Source organism: Halorientalis regularis (assembly GCF_023698535.1).
In the GTDB taxonomy this organism is placed as follows: Archaea; Halobacteriota; Halobacteria; order Halobacteriales; family Haloarculaceae; genus Halorientalis; species Halorientalis regularis.
The window spans coordinates 71,509-85,765 of sequence record NZ_JALJCL010000008.1; the positions used below are offsets into that span (position 1 = coordinate 71,509).

At 68.0% G+C, this 14,257-nt stretch carries 16 protein-coding genes; 9 read left to right on the forward strand and 7 right to left on the reverse strand.

The features are described 5' to 3' along the window. Positions 1-65: 65 nt before the first annotated feature. From MU521_RS11725 to MU521_RS11745, 5 genes are all read right to left on the reverse strand, one after another. A complete protein-coding gene (locus MU521_RS11725; RefSeq protein WP_092693091.1) occupies positions 66-563 on the reverse strand; it encodes a macro domain-containing protein in 498 nt (165 codons plus the stop codon). A gap of 30 nt (positions 564-593) precedes the next feature. Further along, entirely contained in the window at positions 594-3,419 is a 2,826-nt protein-coding gene (locus tag MU521_RS11730) for a DEAD/DEAH box helicase (RefSeq protein ID WP_092693088.1), read from the reverse strand. A 67-nt stretch (positions 3,420-3,486) separates the two neighbouring features. Continuing rightward, the gene (locus tag MU521_RS11735) at positions 3,487-4,233 is read right to left on the reverse strand and encodes a metallophosphoesterase (protein WP_092693085.1); all 747 of its coding nucleotides are present in this window, start codon (positions 4,231-4,233) and stop codon (positions 3,487-3,489) included. Beyond that, the gene (locus MU521_RS11740; RefSeq protein ID WP_092693081.1) at positions 4,233-5,960 is read right to left on the reverse strand and encodes a hypothetical protein; all 1,728 of its coding nucleotides are present in this window, start codon (positions 5,958-5,960) and stop codon (positions 4,233-4,235) included. Before MU521_RS11740 ends, MU521_RS11735 begins: the two co-directional genes overlap by 1 nt. Continuing rightward, a complete protein-coding gene (locus MU521_RS11745) occupies positions 5,957-7,231 on the reverse strand; it encodes a Single-stranded DNA binding protein (protein WP_092693076.1) in 1,275 nt (424 codons plus the stop codon). The genes MU521_RS11740 and MU521_RS11745 overlap by 4 nt, the downstream gene beginning before the upstream one ends. Before the next feature lie 126 nt (positions 7,232-7,357). On the opposite strand from MU521_RS11745, the gene MU521_RS11750 reads away from it, so the two are divergent. The 6 genes from MU521_RS11750 (at position 7,358) to MU521_RS11775 (ending at position 10,871) form a co-directional block, all read left to right on the forward strand. Then, positions 7,358-8,935 (forward strand): Na+/H+ antiporter NhaC family protein, encoded by a 1,578-nt coding sequence (locus tag MU521_RS11750; RefSeq protein ID WP_092693073.1) that lies wholly within the window; start codon positions 7,358-7,360, stop codon positions 8,933-8,935. After that, positions 8,932-9,192: a DUF7513 family protein gene (locus MU521_RS11755; RefSeq protein WP_092693071.1), complete on the forward strand. Its 261-nt coding sequence runs from the start codon at positions 8,932-8,934 to the stop codon at positions 9,190-9,192. The genes MU521_RS11750 and MU521_RS11755 overlap by 4 nt, the downstream gene beginning before the upstream one ends. A gap of 70 nt (positions 9,193-9,262) precedes the next feature. Then, the gene (locus MU521_RS11760; RefSeq protein WP_092693068.1) at positions 9,263-9,925 is read left to right on the forward strand and encodes a 2,5-diamino-6-(ribosylamino)-4(3H)-pyrimidinone 5'-phosphate reductase; all 663 of its coding nucleotides are present in this window, start codon (positions 9,263-9,265) and stop codon (positions 9,923-9,925) included. A 122-nt stretch (positions 9,926-10,047) separates the two neighbouring features. After that, positions 10,048-10,293: a hypothetical protein gene (locus MU521_RS11765; RefSeq protein WP_092693065.1), complete on the forward strand. Its 246-nt coding sequence runs from the start codon at positions 10,048-10,050 to the stop codon at positions 10,291-10,293. 69 nt (positions 10,294-10,362) lie between these two features. Continuing rightward, positions 10,363-10,602: a hypothetical protein gene (locus MU521_RS11770; protein ID WP_092693062.1), complete on the forward strand. Its 240-nt coding sequence runs from the start codon at positions 10,363-10,365 to the stop codon at positions 10,600-10,602. Then, a complete protein-coding gene (locus MU521_RS11775; protein WP_092693060.1) occupies positions 10,599-10,871 on the forward strand; it encodes a hypothetical protein in 273 nt (90 codons plus the stop codon). The genes MU521_RS11770 and MU521_RS11775 overlap by 4 nt, the downstream gene beginning before the upstream one ends. A 137-nt stretch (positions 10,872-11,008) precedes the next feature. Here MU521_RS11775 and MU521_RS11780 read toward each other — a convergent pair whose 3' ends face one another. After that, positions 11,009-11,299: a DUF7545 family protein gene (locus MU521_RS11780; protein ID WP_092693057.1), complete on the reverse strand. Its 291-nt coding sequence runs from the start codon at positions 11,297-11,299 to the stop codon at positions 11,009-11,011. A 151-nt stretch (positions 11,300-11,450) separates the two neighbouring features. Between MU521_RS11780 and MU521_RS11785 the strand changes: the two genes are divergently transcribed. Together MU521_RS11785 and MU521_RS11790 are read left to right on the forward strand one after the other, a co-directional pair. After that, a complete protein-coding gene (locus MU521_RS11785; protein WP_175452880.1) occupies positions 11,451-11,588 on the forward strand; it encodes a hypothetical protein in 138 nt (45 codons plus the stop codon). Between the two features lie 84 nt (positions 11,589-11,672). Beyond that, positions 11,673-12,686, forward strand: coding sequence for a hypothetical protein (locus tag MU521_RS11790; RefSeq protein ID WP_092693054.1), 1,014 nt, complete (start codon positions 11,673-11,675; stop codon positions 12,684-12,686). 22 nt (positions 12,687-12,708) lie between these two features. Here MU521_RS11790 and MU521_RS11795 read toward each other — a convergent pair whose 3' ends face one another. Continuing rightward, entirely contained in the window at positions 12,709-13,761 is a 1,053-nt protein-coding gene (locus MU521_RS11795) for an NAD(P)/FAD-dependent oxidoreductase (protein ID WP_092693052.1), read from the reverse strand. A 130-nt stretch (positions 13,762-13,891) separates the two neighbouring features. Between MU521_RS11795 and MU521_RS11800 the strand changes: the two genes are divergently transcribed. Continuing rightward, positions 13,892-14,176, forward strand: coding sequence for a DUF357 domain-containing protein (locus MU521_RS11800; protein ID WP_092693049.1), 285 nt, complete (start codon positions 13,892-13,894; stop codon positions 14,174-14,176). Positions 14,177-14,257 lie beyond the last annotated feature (81 nt).

Below are 14,257 nucleotides of genomic sequence, written 5' to 3' on the forward strand. Positions count from 1 at the left end.
CCTCGTATCGCCGGCACCGTCGAGACGCTGGTGGCGGGCTGCGGTCGGCCGGCACCGATCCACCCTCACCGCACCGACTCGGCGACCGACCGGATCGTCTCGCAGTCCTCGTCGCTGTAGGCGATGACGCGTACGTCACGCAGATTCTCGGGGTCGAAGGCCGCGATCTCCTCACAGATGATCTCGGCACCCTGTCGGAGCGAGAACCCGGCGACGCCGGTCCCCAGCGCCGGGATCACCAGCGTCTCACAGTCCAGCAGGTCGGCCTCTTCGAGCGTGTTCCGGGTGGCGTCCCGGATCGAGTCGGCCGTCGCCTGCCCGTCGGCCGGCATCGCTGCGGCGTGGATCACGTACTCGGCGTCCAAGTCGTAGGCGTCGGTCGTCGCCACCCCACCGAGATCGACCGGGCCCTTCGAGACGGCCTCGTCGTTCAACTCGTCGCCGGCCGCCCGCCGGAGCGCGCCCGCGACGCCCGACCCCATCTGCAAGCCCGTGTTGGCCGCGTTGACGAGGGCGTCTGCCTCCTGTGCCGCGATGTCACCCTGCACGACCTCGAAGTCCATGTGTGGCGTGTGGCGGGCCAGCCCGAAAAATCAATCCCAGAACGACTGGGTGCGCGCGTACTGGCGCTCCTGGGCCAGAATATCTCTATAGAACTCGTTCTCGTCCTCGCGGAGTTTGCTGATGATCCGGGCGGCGTTGTGCGGCCCGACGCCACGGGCCGCCAGCGCGATCACCGCCTGCTTCCCGTGACTCTGAACGAGGTTCGCCGCCTTGTAGGCCCGCTGTGTCTGTTTTTCCTCCTCGTCGTCTTTCTCGGACTGTTTGACCGCCGACACCACCTCGTCGGCCCATGGATTCAGCGCGGCGATGCGGGTCGAGCCACACTGTGGGCACTTCGGCTGGTCGGACACCCGGGAGACCTGCCGCTTGGTCTCCCAGTCCTGGCAGTGCAGACAGAAGAGCAGGACGCGGTCGTTCTGGATGCGCTCTTTGACGGTCTGGATGACGCTGGCGTCGGCGTTCTCCGGCGCGAGCAACTCCTGGCCCGACGAGCGCCCGCCGAGGCCGACCGGCGTGCGCTCGGCGACAGTCGCGATCTCGATCTCGCCTGCCTGGATGGCCGCCAGCACGTCGCTGGCCCCCTCGACGGCCAGTTCCTCGTGGAGCAACTCCCGCAGGGCCTCGTCGTAGATCGGCGTGTCCTCCAGCGCTTCCAGCAGGCGGCGCTTCCCGAACCCGCCGCTGGAGCCGCGCTGGTAGCTCTTGAGCGCGCCGAACTTCGCCGCGACCTGTGCGAGTTTGAACTTCAGTGCGTCGGCGTTCTTCAGCGAGAGTTCGACGATTCCGGCGACGTGTTCGGGCTCGGTCTCCCGGAGCGTCGCCAGCACGTCGTTGACGGTGACCCCGCCGGGCACTTCGAGTTCGATCCGATAGGGGTCGATCTCCATGCCGACCGACGAGCCAGTGCGCTGGCCCAGCAGGGCCGAGAGGACGCGCCCGAGGGTCTCGTTGATCGTGTGCCCGAAGTGGGCGTTCAGGACGACCTCGCGCCCGTGGGACTCGACGAGGATGCGGTCGCCCGAGGGAATGGGCGCGTCGTGGCGAGCCAGCTGGTCGAGCGCTTCCCCGATGGTGTACTCGTCCGCCGGATACCGGCGCGTGAGATCGCGGGCCACGGCGTCGGTCCCGACCGCGCCGGCAAGTTGCTCGGCCCCGACTTCGCGGACCTCGCCGACCTCCTGGGCGACCTCGTGGGGCACCGGAATCTCCTGGCCGATCCAGGAGGGGACCTCGCCGGCGGGGTCCTCGACGGGCGTCACGAGGACCTCTTCCTCCTCTTCGTCGACCTCCGTGATGCGCCACATCTCCCCGCGCTGGATGAAGATCTCGCCGGGCTGGGCGAAGTTGACGACGAACCGCTCGTCGAGGGTCCCGACCTGGTTGCCGCTGGCCATGTCTTTGACCTCGAAGGTCGCCTCGTCGGGGATCATCGAGAGGTTGTGATAGAAGTACTGCCAGGTTCCACGGCGCTTCTCGATGCGGTCCTCACCTTCTTCGAGCCAGACCACACGGTTCTCGGCCAGTTCGCGGACGACCGACTTGAACTGCTCCGCATCGAGGTCACGGAACGGGTAGGCGCGCGTGACGATGTCGTAGGCCTCCATCGCCGAAATTTCCCCGAAGTCCATAACGAGGCCGGCGATCTGGTTGGCGACCGTGTCGAGACTGCCGTGGTGGATGTTCGCCGGTTCCACGTCGCCGACCTCGGCCTGCCGGGCGATGGCCAGCGCCTCGAAGGTGTCGTCCGGTCTGGTCGTGATCACCGTCCCCGAGGAGATTTCGTCCCGGCTGTGGCCCGCCCGCCCCACCCGCTGGAGAAGTCGCGAGACCTGCCGCGGGCTCCGGTACTGGACGACGTGGTCGATGCTCCCCACGTCGATCCCCAGTTCCATCGAGGAGGTACAGAGCAAGCCGGAGAGGTCGCCGGTCTTGAACTGGTCTTCGACCTCGATCCGCGCCTCCTTCGAGAGCGACCCGTGGTGAACCTCGATGTCCGTCCCCAACTCCTTGAACCGCGAGCCGAGCGCCTCGGCGGTCTGGCGAGTGTTGACGAACACGAGCGTCGACTCGTGGGCTTCGACGACCTCCGCGATGACCCGGACGTGACTCGCCACGTCCGCGTCGGTCATCAACTCGCTGGCCAGTCGCTCGTCGTCGTCGGTCACTCGCGGTTCCCGGACCGTGATGTCGAGTTCACTCCCCACGTCGACCTCGACGACCGTACAGCCCCGGTCGCCCGTGAGGAACTTCCCGACCTCGTGGGGGTCACCGACTGTCGCGGACAGTCCGATCCGCTGGAAAGGTCCGGAAACCTCGCGCAACCGCTCCAGTCCAAGCGTCAACTGCGCGCCGCGCTTCGAGGCCGCGAGTTCGTGGACCTCGTCGACGACGACGTGATCCACGTCCTCCAGCGCGACCCGCAACTTCGAGCCGGTGAGCATCGCCTGCAGGGTCTCCGGCGTCGTCACCAGCACGTCCGGCGGGTTCTCGGCCTGCTTCTGGCGCTGGTAGTCCGTCGTGTCGCCGTGACGCACGTCCACGTCGAGGTCCAGTGTCTCACCCCACCACGCCAGCCGGTCGCGCATGTCGCGGTTCAGCGCCCGCAGCGGCGTCACGTACAGCGCCCCGATGCCGAACCTGTCGGCGCCCGCCAGCGCGTCGAACACCGGGAGCATCGCGGTCTCGGTCTTGCCGGTCCCCGTCGGCGCGACGATGAGCCCGTGGTCACCGGCGACGAGCGGCGGGATCGCACGGCGCTGTGGCTCCGTCGGTGTCGAAAAGCCCCGTTCGGAGAGTGCCGCGCGGACCGCCGACCCGAGTTCGGCGAAGGCCGCCGCCGACCCCGATTCTGCCATCGCCCTCGCTAGCGGTTTCAGCCGATTAAGCACACCGCTTTCGTTCATCTGCGACGGCGTGGACCCTTCAGACCCGCCGGTACGCACCGAGTCGCGTCCCGTCGAGCAGGTAGGCCTGCCCGTCCGCGAGTCCCGCCGGCAGAAACGGTGCGAGGAAGTCCTGGCCGGCGACGTTGATCCAGGTGCCGCCCGTCAGGTCGTTGACCGACGGGAACACGACGAGTTCACCGTCGATAGCGAGGTCTGTGTCGTGAGACTCCTCGAACGGGTCGGGAGCGAGCGAGCCACGGAGCCACGCCCGCTCGGCCCGTGCGCCACCGACCTCGTCCTCCAGTCGGACCATCGGATGTTCGTGGCCCATGCAGACCACGTCCGCGGCCAGCACGTCCGGCGACGGCCAGGTGTGGCCGTGGACGAATCCCACGTCGCCCAACCGGACACCGTGGCCGGGCGTGAGGGCGACGCCATCGCGGTCGTCCAGCAGACCGCCGAGGTCGCCGTCGTGGTTTCCCTTGACCACCGTCACGGGGACCGAGAGCGCGTCGAGCAGGGTCTCGATCTCTTCGCGCTCCTCGCCGCCGGGGTCGCCGATGGCGTGGCCGAAGTCACCGAGGACGACCAGTCGGTCGGCGTCGGTCCGGTCGAGGAGGTCGAGGACGGTCCCGCGGCGCTCGTCGGCGCGACTGCGGAGTTCGACGCCGTCGTAGCGCAGGCCGACTTCGAGCCCGGCGTGGTAGTCGGCGATCACGAGCGCCCGCCCGTCGGGGAGATCGGCGACGGCGGCGGGCTCGCCGGGCACCGGTTCGACCGCCATCAGATGGGTTTCAGCGTCGCCTCGTCGGGCTCGTAACAGCGGCCGTCCATCAGCGCGTCCTGCACGGCGTCCTCGACCTCGTCGGGGTCGGCCCCAGTCCGGTCGGCGACCTGCTCGATCACGGCCTCGCGGTCGGCTCCATCGCCGTCGTCGAGGTCGTTCATCGCGTCCATCACGGCGTCTTCGAGATCCACATCCTCGGCGGGTTCGGCGGCGGTGGTGTCCTCGGCCGCAGCCTCGTCCGCGCTCCCACTCTCGTCGCTTTCGTCGGTCTCACTCGTCTCTTCGGTATCGGCCGCCGCCGCGGACTCCGTGTCCGCCTCCGTCTCGGCGTCGGCGGGCTCCGCGGTCGCCCCCGGTTCGGTTGCCTCGGTCGCAGGCGCTGCCTCACCGGTCGGTTCTGCTGGTTCTGCCTCGGCACCGGCCGGCGGTTCCTCCTCGACCGGTTCGGGGTCGGGCGTCTGGATGTCGGCCTCGCCTGGTTCGCTCACTTCGGTTCCTGTCGAGAAGTCGGTGCCGTACTCCTCCTCGATCTCCTCGCGTTCCTCGTCGTCGAGGTCGAACTCCCCGGGGTCGAAGTCACCCACATCCTCGTCCTCGTCTGCGGTTCCGACACCGTCGCTCGGCTCGAAGTCGCCGATGTCGTCGTCCGTCGGCTCGGTGCCCGACTCGGCGGCGGATTCGGCCGATTCGGTCGATACGGGTTCGGAGTCGGCGGATTCCACGGCCGGTTCTTCGGTCGTCTCGACCGGTTCGGCCGGTTCCTCGTCGGTCTCCACGCCGGTCGTCTCGGTGCCGGCGTCGCCGGTGACGGGCTCCGGTTCGGACTCGTCGGTCGCTGCGCCCGTCGTGTCGGCAGTCCCGGCCTCAGTAGTCGACGGTTCGGCATCGTCGCTCGTCGACGCGGCCCCACCGGAATCGGCCGTCGCAGTCGCCGTCTCGGCGTCCGGTTCTGCGGTCTCGGTCGGTTCGGTGGTCGTGCCGGCCGCAATCGCCAGGCCGTCGAGGTCGGCGACCGTGACGCTGCCCTGGTCGCCGGGGTCTGTCACCAGACGGTCCACCTCGTCGACATCACCGGAGACCACGCGGGCGGCGTCCAGCGCGGTCTCCCGGAGCGCGTCGAGATACGTCGGCGTCGTCCCGTAGTGGTCCAGCGCGAGCGCGGTCCCGGCGGCCAGGCCCTCGTCGACGCCGCTTTCGATCAGGGCGTCACTGAGGTCGTCGCCGCGTTCCTCGCGGGAGAGCGCGCCCGCCATCGTGGCGATGCGGTCCAGCGTCCGTTCTGCCGTCGCGACGGTCCAGCGGTCGCGCGTCTCGGCGTCGACCTCGTTGATGCTCTCGGGTCTGACCGATGTGTACACCGTATCGGAGTCGTCGGGCTGGAAGGTGCGGGCCTTCCCGGTGAGCGCGACGAACGTCGGCGGTTCCGCGCGGTCGAGGAAGGCCATCTCGTCGGGCTGGTACTGCCCGGCGTAGGCCACGAACGCACCCGTCGGGTCGACGATGCGGGCGCGCAGTACGTCCTCGTTGACCTGCTCGACCTCCGTGAGGACGCCGACGACGAACAGGCGGTTCACACGCGCGCCGCTGGGCGTGACGACGTAGTTCGGGGCGCGCTCCTCGTCGCTCTCGGAATACGAGAAGTCGGCGTCGTCGTACTCGGCGGCGAAGATGCGGTAGGCGACCTCGCGGCGGCCCGCACCGCCCTGGTCCTCGGATTCGCTCATCCCTCCACCTCCGCGAGCAGGTCACGCGCACGCTCTGCGGGGTCGTCGTCGCTCCTGGCGAACGCGGTCGCGTCGAGGTTCGCGCCGTACTCGTCGACCGAGAGCGAGCCCCGGACCGCGTACTCGTGGCCGACGACGCGCCCGGCGATCTCTTCGGCGACCACCGACTGGTCCATCTCGTCGCGGGCGTGTTCCTTCGCGGCTTCGAGGCCGCCGCCGTAGACCTGCGCGGTGAGTTCGTCGTCCAGCACGACGGTCACCGTGCCAGTACCGTCGTCGAGGATCGCCTTCGTCCGCAGGTCGTCCTCGCCCTCGACCGCGCCGTGACTCCGGCACTGGCCCTTCTGAGTCACGCGCCCGCAGTCCGGACAGCGCTCGATGAGCCCCGACCCGTCGCGGATCGAGATGACGTTGCCGACGAGTTCCACGTCGTAGGCCCCGCCGCGCTCGACGGCCTCGCGGATCGGCAGGCGTTCGGGGTCGTCCCGGGCGTCCACGCCGCCGTCCATCGGCGCGGCCGTCGAGAACTCCGAGAGGTTCACCGAGGGCACGCCGCGGAACTCCCGAACGTAGACGTTTTCGAGGCGGAGTGAGGCCCCCGCTTCGAGTTCCGGCCGGGGTTCCCAGTCGGTGAAGGGGAGGCGGGCGCTCTCGTCGGCGAGCGTCCCGCTGAGGATCTCGGTCTCGCCGTCGCGGCCGTCGATGGTCTTGCGCTCACACTCGACGACCTGCACTTCGACGTTCACACCGCGGTCACCGGGCGAGAGGTCGGCGAGGTCGGCGTCGCCGCCGACGGTGTAGGCCACGTCGAGATCCTCGTCGACCCGCGAGAGGGTCGTACTCTCGCCGAGGTTCAGTTCGGGGTTGCCCTCCCACTCGCGGACGCCGGCGTTGCCCATCTCGACGACTTCGCCGGCTTCGAGGTCGAAGTCCTCCCACGCAGTGTAGGAGATCTTCCCCGTCTCGTCTGCGAGTTCGCCCTCGAAGATGACGTGGTCCTCGCCGCGGTAGTGGATCGGACGCTTCCCCACGGTGAGGACGCGAGCCGTTACCGTGACGCTCGAGTCGTCGGGTGACACGTCGGCCACGTCGACGGCACTGGGTGCGCCGGTCGAGCTCGTGGAGCCGTCGCCGTACTTCCGGCGGAGACTCTGTTTGGCCTCGTCGACGGGCACGCTGTAGCTCACCAGGTTCTCGAGGTCGGATTTGACCTCCTCTTTGTCGACGCCGAGGTCGGAGGCGAGGTCCTCGGCATGGTCGTCTAACTCCATGCCCGCCCGTTCGGGAGGGTGGGATAAAAATCGTGGCGTGCCCGGCACGAGCGAAGCATCGACCGGCCCGGCTCGCCACCGACACGACCGCCAAGCTTGTATCGGTGGTCCGAGAACGACCCCCCGATGGCACGGAGAGACGACGACGGCGACACCGGTGAGGAACCGTTCGAAGCCGAGCTGGCGGAGCTGGCCCAGCAGGACGATCCCGCCATCGAGTTCTACGGGGGGACGGCCGTCAGTGCCCTCCCCATCGGGCTGTTCATCGTGTGGGCCATCGTCCAGAGCGGCCTGTTCGGTATCTCCGACACGACCGGCCTCGTGATCGGGATGCTCCTCTCGCTCATCGTTGGCATGCTGTTCGTCCGCGGGAACTGGAAGGGCTACGCCAACACGATCTTCGAGGGGATGACACAGCGCGTCGCCGCGACGGCCATCGTCGCCTGGCTGTGGGCCGGCATGTTCGCCTCGACCCTGCAGGCCGGCGGCTTCGTCGACGGCCTCGTGTGGGCCGCCACCGCGCTCGACGTGGGGGCCGCGCTGTTCCCCGCCGCGACCTTCATCCTCGCCGCCTTGCTGGCGACCGGCATCGGGACCGGCTACGGGACCGCCGTCGCCTTTACCACCCTCTTTTTCCCCGCCGGCGTCCTGCTCGGTGCGAACCCCGTCCTCGTGTTCGGTGCGATCCTCTCGGGGGCGGTGTTCGGCGACAACCTCGCACCCGTCAGCGACACCACCATCGTCAGCGCCGTCACCCAGGACGCGGACATCGGTGGCGTCGTCGCCTCCCGCTTCAAGTACGCGATCGTCCCGGCGATGATCGCGTTCGTCGCCTACGTCGTCGCCGGTAACCTGATGCCCGGCATCGAGGTCGCCGGACAGGCCCGCGAGATCTTCGTCGAGAGCGCCAACCCCGCCGGTCTCCTGCATCTGGTCTCGATGGGCGTCGTGATCGCCACCGCCGTCCGGGGCCGCCACATCGTCGAGGCCATCTCGTGGGGCCTCATCGTCGCGGTCGCGTTCAACCTCCTGTTCGATCTGGCCCCACCGGCCGACATGCTCCTCTTCCGCGCGCCGGCCCGCTCGGGCGTGGCCGAGGCGGTCGCCTGGCTTCCCATCGTCGAGATCGCGGGCTCGGGCGAGTCGCCTGGCGTCGCCGGCAGTCTCTACAGCGGTGCGGCGGGCTTCTTCCCGCTGATCGTCCTCACCCTGTTGATCGTCGCCGGCGCACGCATCATGATCCGGGGCGGCGGGTTCGCCGCGCTTCAGGAGTGGTTGCTCTCGACGGTCGCCACGTCGGTCACCCGCGCCGAGACCACGATGGTGCTGGGGACCGCGGCCGTCAACGCGATGATCACGATCAACACCGCCGCCGAGATCGCCATCGCACCCTACATCTCGACCATCGGTCGGCGGTTCAACCTCAACGGCTACCGTCGGGCGAACATCCTGGACGCCAACACCTCCGCGCTGGGCTACATCTTCCCGTGGGCCGGCGGCGTGCTGGTCGGCATCGCCGCCATGCAGGGCCTCCCCGGGCAGTACGCCTGGTTCGAGCCCAGCATGATGGTCAACCCAGTCGCGGTCGTCCCCTACGTGTTCCACGGCTGGTTGCTCGTCGCCACGTTCCTGTTCGCCGCCTGGACCGGCTTCGGGCGTGAATACGTCTCCGACCGCGAGGCCGGGGAGGTGGGTCGCGTATGAGTTCCCTCGAAAAGTTCCTGGCCGGCTGGCGGTTCCGGTCTCGGACACCGACTTTCGAGTCGGGCGTGGAACTCGTGGCCTACGTCACTGACGCCGACGGTGGCACCAGCGTCCTCAGGATCGGCGACTCGCGGCTCGAACTCGACGAACATGTCCCGGAGGACGCGCAGGTCCGCGTCCGGGTCACCGCCTTCGACGACGAGACCCATCGGGGCGAGGCGGAACTGCTGGACGTGCTGGGGACCGCGACGTTCTGAGCGGGAGCGAGCGCTCGCGAACGCCCTGCCGTTCCGTAAGAGGGTTGTCTCCCGCCTCGGAACGGGAGGTATGCACGTCGTCGTCAACGCCGCGATGAGTGCCGACGGAAAGCTCTCCTCGCGGGAGCGGACACAGATCGAGATCAGTGGGCCCGACGACTTCGACAGGGTCGACCAGTTGCGGGCCGACAGCGACGCGATCATGGTCGGCGTCGGGACAGTGCTGGCCGACGATCCATCACTGACCCTCGACAGCGAGGAACGCAAGCAGGCCCGCCGCGACCGGGGCGACCCGGAGAACCCTGCCCGCGTCGTGGCCGACTCCCGCGTCCGGACGCCCCCGGACGCCACAGTGCTGAACGACGCGGCCCACACCTACCTGCTGGTCAGTCAGGCCGCGCCGACGGACTTCGTCGAGCAGATGGAGGAGGCCGGGGCCACGGTCATCGCGACCGGCGAGGACCGGGTGAACCTGACGACCGCCCTCGGGAAACTGGAGGGCGATGGGGTCGAGCAACTGATGGTCGAGGGTGGCGGCGAACTCATCTTCTCGCTGGTCGAAGCGGAGCTGGTCGACGAGCTCTCGGTGTTCGTCGGCCCGAAGATCATCGGCGGTCGGGACGCCCCCACGCTGGCCGACGGTGACGGCTTCACCGAGGAGTTTCCCGAACTGGAGCTACGATCGGTCGAGCGCCTGGACGGGGGCGCGCTGCTAGAGTGGGACGTGCGCTGAGAGTCGAGTCCGTCTCCGCCCGGAAACGACACAGGAGAGACGCCACGCCGCTCCAGCAGCCACACCACAACCACCAGCGTTCTCAGCCGGGCGAAAAGCTATACGCGTCGCCCACCGTGTTAGTGTGTGATACATTCGGTGCAGGAAACGACCCTGACGGATTCGCTCGGGACCTCGACGAGAGCGGACTCGGCACTGAAGCGCGTGCGGCGATTGGCTCCGTCGGGTGGCCGCTGTACTGCTACTCCGTGCACGACGACAAACGAGGGACACAGTTCGTCGGGCTTTGGCCGGCACCCCGTCGCTGGCTCGCCATCTACTTCGAACTGGACGATATCGGAGGCATGCTCGGTCGGATCGAGGACTGATTCGCTCGGGGTGCCCCGGCAGCCATACGGAATCCATCGAACACCCGGTTTTCAGACACTTCACGAAATATGAGCGCCAACCTGACCACGACACTCCGGCAACTCGACATCGAAACCAGAATTCAGTACGGTATGATGTTCCTGTTCGGGACACTCTGCCTGATCGCAGCGGCCGCGCCGCTGGAGCTACTCAGCAAAGCCGTCATCGTCTCGACACTGTTTGGATTCACGGCCGGCATCTGGGTCTCGCATCTCGTCCAGATCGTTCAGAAGGCCGCCAAGAAACAGCGGGGAGGGACGACCCAATGAGTGCAGACACTGTCGACGACGAGCCACAATCCTCGGTGTTTCTCGACAGTATCGAGTTTCTCACCGGTGAAGACCCCAGTGCAGGCTCGTTCCTTCTCGTCGTCGGGATCATCACCTGCGTGTTCATCGCGGGCTTCCAGTTCACCCTCCCGGACCCGATCTCACTCATCCTCACTGGACTCGTGTTGGTCGTCGCCGTAATCAGTTTCTTGATCGGGGCGATTCTCGACGCACTCGGGTACTTCGACACACCGCCAGCGGACACCTGATCGGCCAGCCGACGGCGCCGTTTCATCTCACGGTCGAGACTGTCCGCGAGTCCCCGAAGCGGTTGGGCGTGGGAGCCGAGCACTCACGGATACCGATATCGCCGGACGGTCGGTCCGGAGAAAATCTTCGCCGCCGCTCAGTGATCGTGGCCGGTCATGTCCGCGAACGTCTGCCCGAACCGCTCCTCGAACAGGTCCATCGTCACGTCCTCGGCGGCCTGCACGTCCTCGCCGGGTTCGCCCTGGGCGTGGTGGATCGCGCCGTGGATGCGCTGGGCCAGCCCGATCATGGCGATGTCGCCGACGATTTCGGGATCCGTCTCCTCTCCCTCCCGGAGCATGTTCAGCAGGCCCGTCGGGATTTCGAGTTCGTCGCTGGTTCCGTCCTCTGTCTCGATAGTGAGCGTCGCAGTGTCCTGATCGGTCATGGCCCCCCTTGGCAGACCGGCCTAAAGCATCTGTTGGGTTCGGCAGGGCAGACCGGTCACCGCACGGAGGGCTACCGACGGCTCTGATCCCTCCGTAGCTCTCAATATCCCTGTTAGCGAGCTATTTACAACGGGCCGAGAATATCGACGTATGATCGGGTCCGGCATCCTGCTCCTGTTGACCCTGCTTATTACCGTGGGTTGGCTCTACGTCGAGATGACCGACGCTCTCGGGACGGCGGACCGAGGGCAAACCGCCCGCGACGGCGACACGGACGCCGACCTGTAGACGACTCCGAGTCATCGCGCCGAAATCTACTTCACCGCCGCCGACGTGTCGCCGCACGTACCATTGGTTCGCCCTGCCCGCGCGATGGCTCCCCTCCTCGCGCTCACCGCGCTCGCGGTGGTCCCCGCCACCGCGGCCCCGCCGCCGGAGTCAGTCTGTGCCCCCTGTCAGGAGGGGCTGGAGTGGACCGCCCATCGCCACGACGTCGCGCTCGACGTGACACACAGCAACGCGACCATCCAGGCCTACCCCAACGGCAGTGCCACCTGGACAGTCACCAGCCAGTTCGCCCCACGGGTGCCCGACCGATACGCCACCGGTCCAAACGAGTCATTCACTGATCCGTCCGTCCTCGCACGCGACGAGGGACTCGCCCGGACCGTCGCCGGCGACGCGGCCGACCACACCGACGACAGCGTGTCGGAGGAGATCCGTCTCCAGTCGGTCACCGTCGCGAACGACACGATCAGGTTCCAGTTCCTGGAGCCAACCGTCGCGCAACACGCCCCGGGCGGCGTCGTGCTCGTCGAGGAATTCCATCCTGACGGCCCCCACACCGGCTGGGTCGTCGACGTGAACCGACTCCGGATCGTCGGCCCGCCCGGGACGACGCTGGCAAACGACGTCGAGGACGCGGTCGGCGACCACGGCGCGGTCGATGGCCGGACGCTCACGCTCGGCGGAAACACGACCGAACCGCCCGCCCTGCCCGAGGACCGGTTCTTCCTCGCGTTCGCGCCGTCCGGGCAGTGGGCCGGCCCGGTCGCCACGCTCGCCATCGCCTCGGTGACGGTGCCGCGGTTCCTCAAGGGTCTGGTCGCGACGCAACTCGTCGGTGCCGTCGCGCTCGCGCTCTCGCTGGGGACGGTCTTCTGGCTCCGGCGTCGGCGCGGTGAGTCGCTGGATCGGCAGTCACTCACGCTCTGGGTCGGCGTGGCGGTCTCGATGTACCTGTTGCCGACGCTCTCGCTGTTCGGCCTGGTCAACCGGCCGGTCGGGCTCTCCCTGGGTCCGATTTCCGATCTCGTCCGGATTGGGGTCGCCGTCGCCGTCGGTGTGGGTAGCTGGTACGGCTTCGGCGTGCTTCTCGACAGGTGAAACGGCAAACCGTCGAAAAAATTCAGTCGTCGGCTTCCGCGCTGACTTCTTCACCCTCCGCGGCCTCGGCAGTCACGGTGTCTTCGAGGTAGTCGTCGGCGTCCAGCGCGGCCTTGACGCCCATCCCGCCGGCCGTCGCCGCCTGCTGGTAGTGGTGGTCGACCACGTCGCCGGCCCCGAAGATGCCTTCGACGGCAGTTTTCGTCTGGCCGCCGCCGTCGCCGCCCTGGGTCTCCAGGTAGCCCGCGTCGTCCATCTCGACGCCCGTGCCTTCGAGGTAGTCGGTGTTGGGCGTGTGGCCGATGGCGAGGAACACGGCACCCACGTCGAGTTGCAGCTGCTCGGTGTCAGGGGCGTCGAGTTTGTCCGTGGGGTGGCCCCCGGGGTGACGGACCAGATCCACGTGGTCCACACCATCTTCCTCTGAGCCGTGGATCTCGACGGCCTCGGTGTTTTTCATGATCTTCACGTCGCCAGCCTCGACCTTCTCCTCGATGCGGTCGATCCAGTAGTCCTCGGCGCGGAACTCCTCGCGGCGGTGGGCGATGTAGACCGTGTCGGCGAACTTCGTGAGGAAGTTGGCCTCCTCCATCGCGGCGTCGCCGCCGCCGATCACGAGCATGTCCTCGCCGCGGAAGAACGCGCCGTCGCAGGTCGCACAGGTCGACACACCGAATCCCATCAGCTCGTCCTCGCCGGGGATGCCCAGCGTGCGGGCGCTCGCACCCGAGGCGACGATGAGCCCGTCGCAGGTGTAGACGGTGCCGTCACGGAGTTCGACGCGGAACGGGCGGCCGTCGGCCTCGACGTCGGTGACGATCCCGTGGTCGATCTCCGTCCCGAACTGCCGGGCCTGCTCTTTCATGTTGTTCACCAGATCGGGACCGCTGATCCCGTCGGGGAAGCCGGGGTAGTTGGCCACGTCGGTCGTCAGCGTGAGCTGGCCGCCCGGCTCGTCGCCCTCCAGCACGAGCGGATCGTTGTTCGAGCGGGCGGCGTAGATCGCGGCGCTCAGGCCCGCGATCCCCGAACCAGCGATGATGAGCCTCCGGTGTTCGACGGCCTCGTCAGTCATGTGTGAGAGTAGTTGGGGGCGGCGTATTAAGCCTACGCTGTCCTGTACGGCTCGGACACGGCCTCCTAGCAGGCGGCTCGCTCGCAGGCCCGTCGACACGCTTAGGACCGGACGAACAGATGGGTGACACATGCCCGCCGACCTGGCCGAGAAGACCGACCGCTACGAGGACCTACTCGCCGAAGCGCTCGACGCCGCGGAGGTGGCTGTCCCCCCGGACTCGCCGCTGGGCGACGCCGCCGCCGAGTGCGAAGAGATGGCCCGCTCCTATCTCGAAGACGGCCGCCACTTCCGGGCCGACGACGACCCTGTTAACGCACTCGCCGCGTTCTCCTACGGCCACGCTTGGCTCGACGCCGGCGCGCGCATCGGCCTGTTCGACGTGCCCGACGAGGGGCACCTCTTCACTATCTGACATTTCACCGCGTCCGTCATATGCGACGCCTGAGACGCCCCGGAAACAGTTTTCGGATACGACTGTGCAGAATTTGGGCAG

Bases quoted from the DNA above. Each gene is read 5' to 3' on its own strand.
- MU521_RS11760 (WP_092693068.1), top strand. From the start codon at position 9,263: ATGCACGTCGTCGTCAACGCCGCGATGAGTGCCGACGGAAAGCTCTCC.
- MU521_RS11770 (WP_092693062.1), top strand. From the start codon at position 10,363: ATGAGCGCCAACCTGACCACGACACTCCGGCAACTCGACATCGAAACC.
- MU521_RS11750 (WP_092693073.1), top strand. From the start codon at position 7,358: ATGGCACGGAGAGACGACGACGGCGACACCGGTGAGGAACCGTTCGAA.
- MU521_RS11740 (WP_092693081.1), bottom strand. From the start codon at position 5,960: ATGAGCGAATCCGAGGACCAGGGCGGTGCGGGCCGCCGCGAGGTCGCC.
- MU521_RS11785 (WP_175452880.1), top strand. From the start codon at position 11,451: ATGATCGGGTCCGGCATCCTGCTCCTGTTGACCCTGCTTATTACCGTG.
- MU521_RS11790 (WP_092693054.1), top strand. From the start codon at position 11,673: ATGGCTCCCCTCCTCGCGCTCACCGCGCTCGCGGTGGTCCCCGCCACC.
- MU521_RS11780 (WP_092693057.1), bottom strand. From the start codon at position 11,299: ATGACCGATCAGGACACTGCGACGCTCACTATCGAGACAGAGGACGGA.
- MU521_RS11735 (WP_092693085.1), bottom strand. From the start codon at position 4,233: ATGGCGGTCGAACCGGTGCCCGGCGAGCCCGCCGCCGTCGCCGATCTC.
- MU521_RS11725 (WP_092693091.1), bottom strand. From the start codon at position 563: ATGGACTTCGAGGTCGTGCAGGGTGACATCGCGGCACAGGAGGCAGAC.
- MU521_RS11800 (WP_092693049.1), top strand. From the start codon at position 13,892: ATGCCCGCCGACCTGGCCGAGAAGACCGACCGCTACGAGGACCTACTC.
- MU521_RS11755 (WP_092693071.1), top strand. From the start codon at position 8,932: ATGAGTTCCCTCGAAAAGTTCCTGGCCGGCTGGCGGTTCCGGTCTCGG.
- MU521_RS11795 (WP_092693052.1), bottom strand. From the start codon at position 13,761: ATGACTGACGAGGCCGTCGAACACCGGAGGCTCATCATCGCTGGTTCG.
- MU521_RS11775 (WP_092693060.1), top strand. From the start codon at position 10,599: ATGAGTGCAGACACTGTCGACGACGAGCCACAATCCTCGGTGTTTCTC.
- MU521_RS11745 (WP_092693076.1), bottom strand. From the start codon at position 7,231: ATGGAGTTAGACGACCATGCCGAGGACCTCGCCTCCGACCTCGGCGTC.
- MU521_RS11730 (WP_092693088.1), bottom strand. From the start codon at position 3,419: ATGGCAGAATCGGGGTCGGCGGCGGCCTTCGCCGAACTCGGGTCGGCG.